Here is a 7,852-nt window from a genome sequence, read left to right as displayed (position 1 = left end):
TGTCCAAGCCGGTGCGGTTCGACGCGGTCCGGACCGGGCGCGACGACGTCGCCTTGCTCGGCTTCACCTCGGGCACGACCGGCGAGCCCAAGGCGACGATGCATTTCCACCGCGACCTGCTGATCATCGCCGACGGCTATGCCCGCGAGGTGCTGGGGGTGACGCCCGACGACATCTTCGTCGGCTCGCCGCCGCTCGCTTTCACCTTCGGCCTCGGCGGCCTCGCGATCTTTCCGCTGCGGTTCGGCGCGGCGGCGGCGCTGCTCGAACAGGCCTCGCCCGCCAACATGGTCGAACTGATCGAGCGCCACCGCGCGACGATCAGCTTCACCGCGCCGACCGCCTATCGCGCGATGATGGCGGCGATGGAGGAAGGCGCCGACCTCTCCTCGCTGCGCCTCGCGATCTCGGCGGGCGAGACCCTGCCCGCGCCGGTGTTCGAGGAATGGACCCGCCGCACCGGCAAGCCGATCCTCGACGGCATCGGTTCGACCGAGATGCTGCACATCTTCATCACCAACCGCGTCGACGACCGCGCGCCCGGCGCCACCGGCCGCCCGGTCGCGGGCGATGAGGCGCGGAGCGTCGACGAGGACATGCGCCCGGTCGCACGCGGCGAGGTCGGACGTCTCGCGGTGCGCGGACCGACCGGCTGCCGCTATCTCGCCGACCGCCGCCAGCGCGCCTATGTCCGCGACGGCTGGAACCTGACCGGCGACAGTTTCTTCGAGGACGAGCATGGCCGCTTCCATTTCGCGGCGCGCTCCGACGACATGATCGTCTCGGCCGGCTACAATATCGCCGGGCCGGAGGTGGAGGCGGCGCTGCTCGCGCATCCCCAGGTCCGCGAATGCGCGGTGATCGGCGCCCCCCACCCGGCGCGCGGCCAGATCGTCGAGGCGCATGTCGTATTGGTCGAGGGCGCGGAGGGCGACGCGCTGATGACCCGGCTGCTCCAGGATCACGTCAAGGCGGTGATCGCGCCGTACAAATATCCGCGCTCGATCCGCTTCGTCGCCGGCCTGCCCAAGACCGCGACCGGCAAGATCCAGCGCTTCCGGCTGCGCGAGGCGGCGGCCGCGGCGGAGATGGAATGATGCACGACATATTGCACCCCGCCGGCTGGGCGCCGCCCAAGGGCTATGCCAACGGCGTCGCGGCGAGCGGCCGCACGATCTATCTCGGTGGCCAGATCGGCTGGAACGCCGATCAGCAATTCGACAGCGACGACCTCGTCGCCCAGGTCCGCCAGACGCTCGAGAACATCGTCGCCGTGCTGCGCGAAGGCGGCGCCGAGCCCGCGCACCTCGTGTCGCTGACCTGGTATCTGACCGATATCGAGGACTATCTCGCCAACGCGCGGGAGGTCGGGCGGGTGTGGCGAGAGGTGATCGGCCGCCACTTCCCGGCGATGGCGGTGGTCGAGGTGACGCGGCTGGTCGAGCGGCGCGCGAAGGTGGAGATACAGGGGGTGGCGGTGGTGGGGTGAGGGGGAAGAGAATCTCAGAATGGCTCGTTGTCCGCGACCTCGTGCCCCGCCGCCGCGGGCTCGTACTGTGCCAAGAGGACGTAGCCGTTCCCGTTTAGTTTCTCAGCAAGTGAAACCAAGCCCCCCCGGAAATCGCGCGCCCGTTGCCGCTTAGCGATGAGCCAGTGTAACCTCGCCTCAGAAGCGTATGCTCCTTATTCAACAGAACGGCATCCGACGAATACCCAGCGCAGTCCTCCCAGCCGTTGACGGCGTGAGGATAGGTACTGCTGAGCCGCAGCCTAACGCGAACACTGGAGCATTATAAACCGCACTAGCGTTCACTCGCCATCCTGTTCTCCCGATTGCGCGCGATATTCACCTTCCAAAATCTGGAACGGAACGCGCAGGAGTTGATCCTTGAACAGTTTGATCGTGTCCGGCTCCATCGGGCGATTGATTGACCGTGCCTTCGCTTCCGCCACGGCGTCATAGATGCACTGGCGAAGGTAATTCAGCACGCCTTCCTCGCCTTCGATCTGGGTCCGGACGTAGGGGTGACTGAAATTGACGATGATCGTTACATCCTCGGCGCTAGCGGTTTCCAAAACAACGTAGGGATCGTTCGGCGACAGATCGTAAACGAGATAGACGTTAATCATGAAGCGACCAAGCTTCGCGGAAATCGAAGGCTTCTCGCGCGCGACCACCTGTTCGGCCAAATGTTGCGACGACATTTTGAGAGCTTCGGAGTCGGGAATGTCCTCAAATTCGATCTGCTCGATCATCTCATCCGATTGCAGCTCCTCTTGAAAAGCGGAGACGGCCTTATCCACGTCGCCGTCCGACGGCCCGCCGTCCAGCTTGATGTCGCGCTTGCGGAACTGACGCGCTTCGGAAATAAGATGCCCGAGGCTTGCCTTGAGCTTCGTCTCTACATCACTCTCTTGATCGTTGCCCCAGAGAATATCGTCTTTGGTATGGCTCACGTCGAAGCCGTCGAGATGAATTTCCCCGACAAGACGCTGGTTGATGAGGTCGTTCCGTGCGTCGCCGTAAATGGCGTAAGGGCGCCACGCATCGGGCCACCCGCGGATCACGCGCTTGTTTTGCAGCATCGAAAAACCGGCGTTTGTCCGGGAGCCTTTTTCGAGGATGCCGCCCCAGCCGGTGACGGCGCGGCCGTCCACGTCGAACGAAAATTCTTGATAGTAAGGTTCACCCTTACGGTTTTTGAGAAGCTGCCCTTCGAAGCCCTCCCAACCCAGCTCCTGACTCTGCCACCGCAGCACTAAGCCTAGGTCTTCGAAATCCTTTCGATACATAGACTCAAGGTATTTGCGAATTTTGCCCAAAGTCCGCGTCTGCCACGGCTTGTTGAGCGCGGTGATTTCGAGGACCGTGTAATGCTTATCGGCGGGCGCATCACGCGGCTTTACCTCCAGCTCGCCGTTACCCGCTTCGATCTTCCGAACATCGACCGTGACAGAGTATTCGACCGGCTCGCCGAGCTTCGTCGTGCGAACGGTCCATTTGTCGCCGATCCAGCAAGCCGCCGTCTTCATGCCGAGGCCGTATTTGGAGCGACCGTGCGGATTGGCGGGGGGAATGCCAACACGCAGCGCCGTGATCAGGTCGTCCAAATCCATACCCATGGCGTTGTCAGCTATGGAGAAGGTGTCGTTGTCGCGGTTGTAAACAATGCCAATATCGAGCGTCTTCCCCTCGGCCTCGTAGGCAGCGGCAAGCGCGTCATGGTTGTTGATGTAGCTCTGCGTCGAGTTATCGATAAACTCGGCGATAGCGTGCCAGGCGGTGTAGGCGAGACGTCGATAAGACGAGATGGCATTCCAGCCGATTTGAAAGTCGATGTTCATTCACTCCCCCTGCGTATTGAAAGACTGCCGTCTTCTAGCTTTTGCAAAATGTATGGCCTGTCGGCTGCAAGTGAGAAGCGACCTTCCGCCGCCAAGTAGCATTGATTCTTGATGTCGATGCGGCGCCAACTGGTTTGGCGACCCTCAACCAAGATCGTAGCGGACTCCCCTTCGGCGACGGGCAACGCGCCCGGCGAATGGACGCGAAAAAATCGCGGCAATCCCTTTGCGGGACTGATGACAGTGAGCAGGTTGCCGCCATGCTCGGGCAATGAGCCATCGAACAGGAAAATGTCGTTGTTGAGGGGCGAGCGAAACACGTTGAAAACGCTGTAAGCTACGCCCAATGCGCGCAACTCCCGGTCCCAGCGCTCGTCATACTTGTTCGACACAACAACGACTTGCGGTGGCTCGCCGCGCATCATGGCTTCCAACCTGACCGGATCGAGCGAAGCATTCTGCCGTAGGAGCGCGGCCACATGGCTATCGCCATATCGGCCTTCGACCAAAACGCGCGTCTGGGGGATGACATGGCTGGAAAGACTGTGATGGGCGAGCTCAACCTCGATGACCCACCAAAAGCGATACTCGAGATCGATGAGGGCCAAATCAGGCCTTTTGGATTCGAACTCCGAACTGAACACTGTTTGCTTGAACGGCACGAGTACGGCGTCCGGGCATAACAGATGGACGTTCTGCAAGATCACCGCTTCGAACTCTGATTCGAAGAAGGCTTGCGGATCGATTTCGATGAACCACTCGTCTCTATGCCGCAGCCGCGCCATGATCCCCCTCAGTCTTTATACGCTGCCATCGCACCTTGGCGACCTCGGACAACTTTTCGGCTTCCGCAATCAAACGGTCGCGCTCTTCGCTCGTGGCGAACAACGTGAATACGTCAGCGTGAGTTTTTCCTTTCGCCGGCCGCAAGATGCGACCGAGCCTCTGAATCCTTTGGCGGCGGCTGGCGGTACCACTGGCGACAACAGCAAGCGCCGTCTCTGGCACGTTCGTTCCTTCGTCCAGTGCGCGGCAGCATACGAGAACGTCATAAATGCCGACCCTGAATCGTCTGAGATGCTCCCGGCGGACCTGCGGGTCGATACCGGCGTGATAGAGCGTGACATTGTGGCCACGCTTGCTGAGAAGTGCGGCGATCCGCTCAGCGTCTGGCACTCGTTCGTGAAAGACGATGCTGCGGACGCCGGGGTTTCGATCGATGATCCGAACCGCTGCCGGAATTCTGTAGGTGAAGCGGTTAACCGTAGCCGCGCGGCGCATCAAAAGATGCCGCACGCGCTCATCGTCGGGATCGCCCATAGCTTCCCGTCTGGCTCGCGCGATTGAACGACTCAGTCGCTCGTATTCTGCTAGCTCGGCATCTTGAATGGGAATCTCGATGTTTGTGAGATTGAAGGAGGCGATCACGCCGTCCTTCGACGCCTGAACGTAATCGTAGGCGTAGATTACGCCGCCGATCGCAGGCTCGATGAAATCGGAATAGCCCTCGTCATATTCACGCTCAGGCGTAGCCGACAGTCCAAGCGTCGCCACAAACGTCCCTTCCAGCGCGGTGGCGTTCTTCTCGGACCCCATGCGATGGCATTCATCGACGATCAAAAAGGTCGGTCCGGTCTCAGACAACATGGCTGATCTGCCACGTGCTGAATTCACCACCGCGACTATGACACTTTGGTCGTCGCCCGGCTTTTCGCCGCCGCCCAAAACACCAATGTCGTCAGTGGGAACCGAAAGCTCCTCTTGCAGCGATACGACCCATTGATCGGCGAGCGCGAGCGACGGGACGATTATTAGCGTTTTGAGATCTGGAATTTCATCGCGCAGCGTTTTCATGGCCTGAAACGCGAAAACGGTTTTGCCGCCGCCTGTGACAACTTCGACAATCCCGCGTCGTTTGGCACGCCAGAGATCGAGCGCCGCGACCTGCCACGCGCGCGGCGTCAGGCTGAGACGCCACTCAGACATCATCAATCCCGAATTGGAAGAACGGCGCAGGCTGCTCAGCAGCGTCCTTCTTCGGCGCGCGGTCGGTCTTCTGGCGCTCCACGGAACGGCGCTCGCGGTGGTTTTTGCCGCCGTCTTTTTGTAGTGGCCGATGTTCGCCGTCGTCCCACAATCCGCCGGGACGAAACATCGTGTATTGTTGCGGCTTTCGTGAATGACTGGGCTCCGCAAGAACGTAGTGGCCGTTCACGCGGACGAACCTGCCCATCGCGGCGGTCAAATAGTCTTTACGTAACTCAATGCATCGCCACGATCGGCCCAAGCGCTCGGCCACCTCACCTGTCACGCAACTGCCGCCGAAAGGATCGATTACAAGATCGTCCTCATCAGTCAGCATCCGGATGAAAAACTCCGGAAGCTCCGAGGGGAAGCGCGCGGGGTGTGCTTTCAAGTTGTTGCGTTTGCAATAGCGCAGGTAATTTGAGTTGCTCTCCGTGTTGGAGATGGCAAGCAAATTGGGTGGGATCGCTCCGCCGTGGTCGATGGCGAAGGTGTCGCTGACGACATGACCGGATGGCCTCGGCCCCGCATTGTAGCCGTTCTTGAAGAGGCGCTTCATGCTCGGGCTGTAGGGTTGGAGCACCCGCGTGTTCGATGCTTTGGGCCAAGGCGTTTTTGAGAGCCACCACACGGTGTTGATCGCGTCTTTGACGCGGATACGCCGGATGGTCACCCATTCCGCCGGGCTGGGAAGACGGGCCGGATTGAACCAGTAAAAATCCTGCGCGAGATAAAACCCGTACTCTCTGCAGAGCAGGATCATCAGCTCGAACTGATACAGGTGCCGGGTGGGCTGGCCCGGCGTGAACGCGCCGCCGAAGTCGAGAACGGCGCTGCCGGTATCTTTCAGCACGCGATTGAACTGCTCGGCGAAGGGTTTGAACCACGCGATGTATTCGTCGCCGGGGACGTTCCCATATTCCTTTTCGGAGACGAGCGCGAAAGGCGGACTCGTTATGATGAGGTCCACTGAATCAGGCTGCAGCGAGGTAAGATAGTCCACGGAATTGCCATGGATCATTTGGCCCTTGGGCGTTTCGAGAAACACTTTCGGGTCGCCGACGATCTCCGCCGCGCCTGATGCCTCGAATCCCTCTTGCTCTGACATTCAACCGCGTCCGTTATTGGCGGACGGCGCGATGGCTTCCCCGCTATCGTTCCTTTGTCGAAGCCACTCGCTGACGGCCCTCCGCACGATCACGGCATTCGACTTTTGTTCGTGCCTTGCGATCGCTTGCACACACACGTAGTCAGCTTTGTCGAACGAGACGGTCAGACGTGCGGGGTCCGCGATTTCGCGGGGCCTCGGCATGTAGGCTGTTTTCGATTCGTGCACCACAAACTTCTTAAGCCCGCCGACTCGCGCGTCAAGCAATCGGTGGGCCGCTCATCATTATCATTTTTTCCATGGTGCCGCCGTGGCTTCCAGCTCCAAAACCAATTCTACCCGCATCGCGTCCATGCTCGCGCTCGTCCGCTCGCTCGCGGCTGGCGGCGGGGCCCTGTCGCCGCATGATACCGATGCGTGGATCAGGGCGAACACCGATCTTACAACTCGAATGCCGTCGGTGACGAAGCTCAGCGCAGCAGAGCATTTCGAGCGTGAAATCCGATTTGGCCGCCAAGAGCTTGCCGAAGCAGGCCTGCTCGCCACCGTTGGAGGCGCGTGGCGATTGCTCGATGCCGAAGCCGTTGACATGACAGCTGAACAAGCGCGCGAGATCACGCGACAGAACACTCGCAGACGGCGTGACGCAAAAAGCGCCGACAGGGGCGTCAAGATCAGGCGTCCACATTCGGGCCGTTCGCCTCGGGCGACTAAGGGGCCGCGTCCCGTCGATTGGCGGGGGACGGTCACACGCGAGACCGGCCCCGCTTCGACCTACTTGTTTCGCTTTGAAGGTTCGCACATTTGGAAAATCGGCTTTGCCGCGAACGTCGAGGTTCGGTTGCGCGAGGTCAACCGGCACATACCGATAGAGCTGCTTGATCGGCGCTGGGTGCTAATTCGATCCCAGCCGTGGGCATCGTCCGAACTTGCTTACCAGATGGAGCAAAAGGTTCTTGAAGGATTGAATTCGAAGCGTACTGTTTACGAGCGGGTGGAGTGTTCCGAAGCGGAGGCGCTCAAAATGTGGGTTCAAGCGCTCGCCGATTTTGCTTCGGAGAATTTCCACTCGAATAGCTGAGCGCCCGTAGTGGCTTAGCAGCCCGAAAAATGCGGAAAATGCGATCAGATTCCGAGGATAATTGCGTAAGCGGTCAGCATTATGGCGCTCGCGGGCCTCGCATAAGCCGAACGCGCGTTCGACAGGTGGTTTCCGCTGATCCTGCTGAAAAGGAAAATGGTGCCGCCTACAGGACTCGAACCTGTGACCCCCGCATTACGAATGCGATGCTCTACCAGCTGAGCTAAGGCGGCCCCCAAGCCCGTTGGAGGGCGATGAGGCGGCGGCGCTTACCGCATCTCCCGGGGGCTGAC

The 7,852-nt window shown here is 60.4% G+C and carries 7 protein-coding genes and 1 tRNA gene; 3 read left to right on the top strand and 5 right to left on the bottom strand.

Going from position 1 to position 7,852, the window contains the following annotated elements; translation table 11 throughout:
- Together ACTHJR_RS07950 and ACTHJR_RS07945 are read left to right on the top strand one after the other, a co-directional pair.
- Positions 1-1,097 (top strand): AMP-binding protein (locus ACTHJR_RS07950; RefSeq protein WP_440522590.1); only part of this gene is annotated, 1,097 nt, incomplete at its 5' end.
- Positions 1,097-1,489 carry a RidA family protein gene (locus ACTHJR_RS07945; protein WP_440522589.1) on the top strand — a complete coding sequence of 131 codons (393 nt, stop codon included), beginning with the start codon at positions 1,097-1,099 and terminating at the stop codon, positions 1,487-1,489. The genes ACTHJR_RS07950 and ACTHJR_RS07945, both read left to right, overlap by 1 nt.
- A 320-nt stretch (positions 1,490-1,809) precedes the next feature.
- Here ACTHJR_RS07945 and ACTHJR_RS07940 read toward each other — a convergent pair whose 3' ends face one another.
- Genes ACTHJR_RS07940 through ACTHJR_RS07925 form a run of 4 tightly spaced genes read right to left on the bottom strand, consistent with a single transcriptional unit; the run spans position 1,810 to position 6,478 of the window.
- Positions 1,810-3,345, bottom strand: a complete 1,536-nt coding sequence (locus tag ACTHJR_RS07940; RefSeq protein ID WP_440522588.1) for an ATP-binding protein — start codon at positions 3,343-3,345, stop codon at positions 1,810-1,812.
- The gene (locus ACTHJR_RS07935) at positions 3,342-4,130 is read right to left on the bottom strand and encodes a hypothetical protein (protein ID WP_440522587.1); all 789 of its coding nucleotides are present in this window, start codon (positions 4,128-4,130) and stop codon (positions 3,342-3,344) included. The genes ACTHJR_RS07940 and ACTHJR_RS07935 overlap by 4 nt, the downstream gene beginning before the upstream one ends.
- Positions 4,111-5,331, bottom strand: a complete 1,221-nt coding sequence (locus tag ACTHJR_RS07930; protein WP_440522586.1) for a DEAD/DEAH box helicase — start codon at positions 5,329-5,331, stop codon at positions 4,111-4,113. Before ACTHJR_RS07930 ends, ACTHJR_RS07935 begins: the two co-directional genes overlap by 20 nt.
- Entirely contained in the window at positions 5,324-6,478 is a 1,155-nt protein-coding gene (locus ACTHJR_RS07925; protein ID WP_440522585.1) for a DNA-methyltransferase, read from the bottom strand. Before ACTHJR_RS07925 ends, ACTHJR_RS07930 begins: the two co-directional genes overlap by 8 nt.
- Before the next feature lie 352 nt (positions 6,479-6,830).
- On the opposite strand from ACTHJR_RS07925, the gene ACTHJR_RS07920 reads away from it, so the two are divergent.
- On the top strand, positions 6,831-7,559 hold the full coding sequence (locus ACTHJR_RS07920) for a hypothetical protein (protein ID WP_440522584.1): 729 nt from the start codon (positions 6,831-6,833) through the stop codon (positions 7,557-7,559).
- Positions 7,560-7,716: 157 nt separating this feature from the next.
- On the opposite strand, the gene ACTHJR_RS07915 is transcribed toward ACTHJR_RS07920, so the two are convergent.
- Positions 7,717-7,792: transfer RNA gene (locus ACTHJR_RS07915), tRNA-Thr, on the bottom strand.
- Positions 7,793-7,852: the final 60 nt, after the last annotated feature.

This window comes from Sphingomonas sp. (assembly GCF_051962185.1).
GTDB lineage: Bacteria > Pseudomonadota > Alphaproteobacteria > Sphingomonadales > Sphingomonadaceae > Sphingomonas.
Note: the sequence above shows the minus strand (reverse complement) of the source record. Positions and strands in the feature narration are given on the sequence as shown.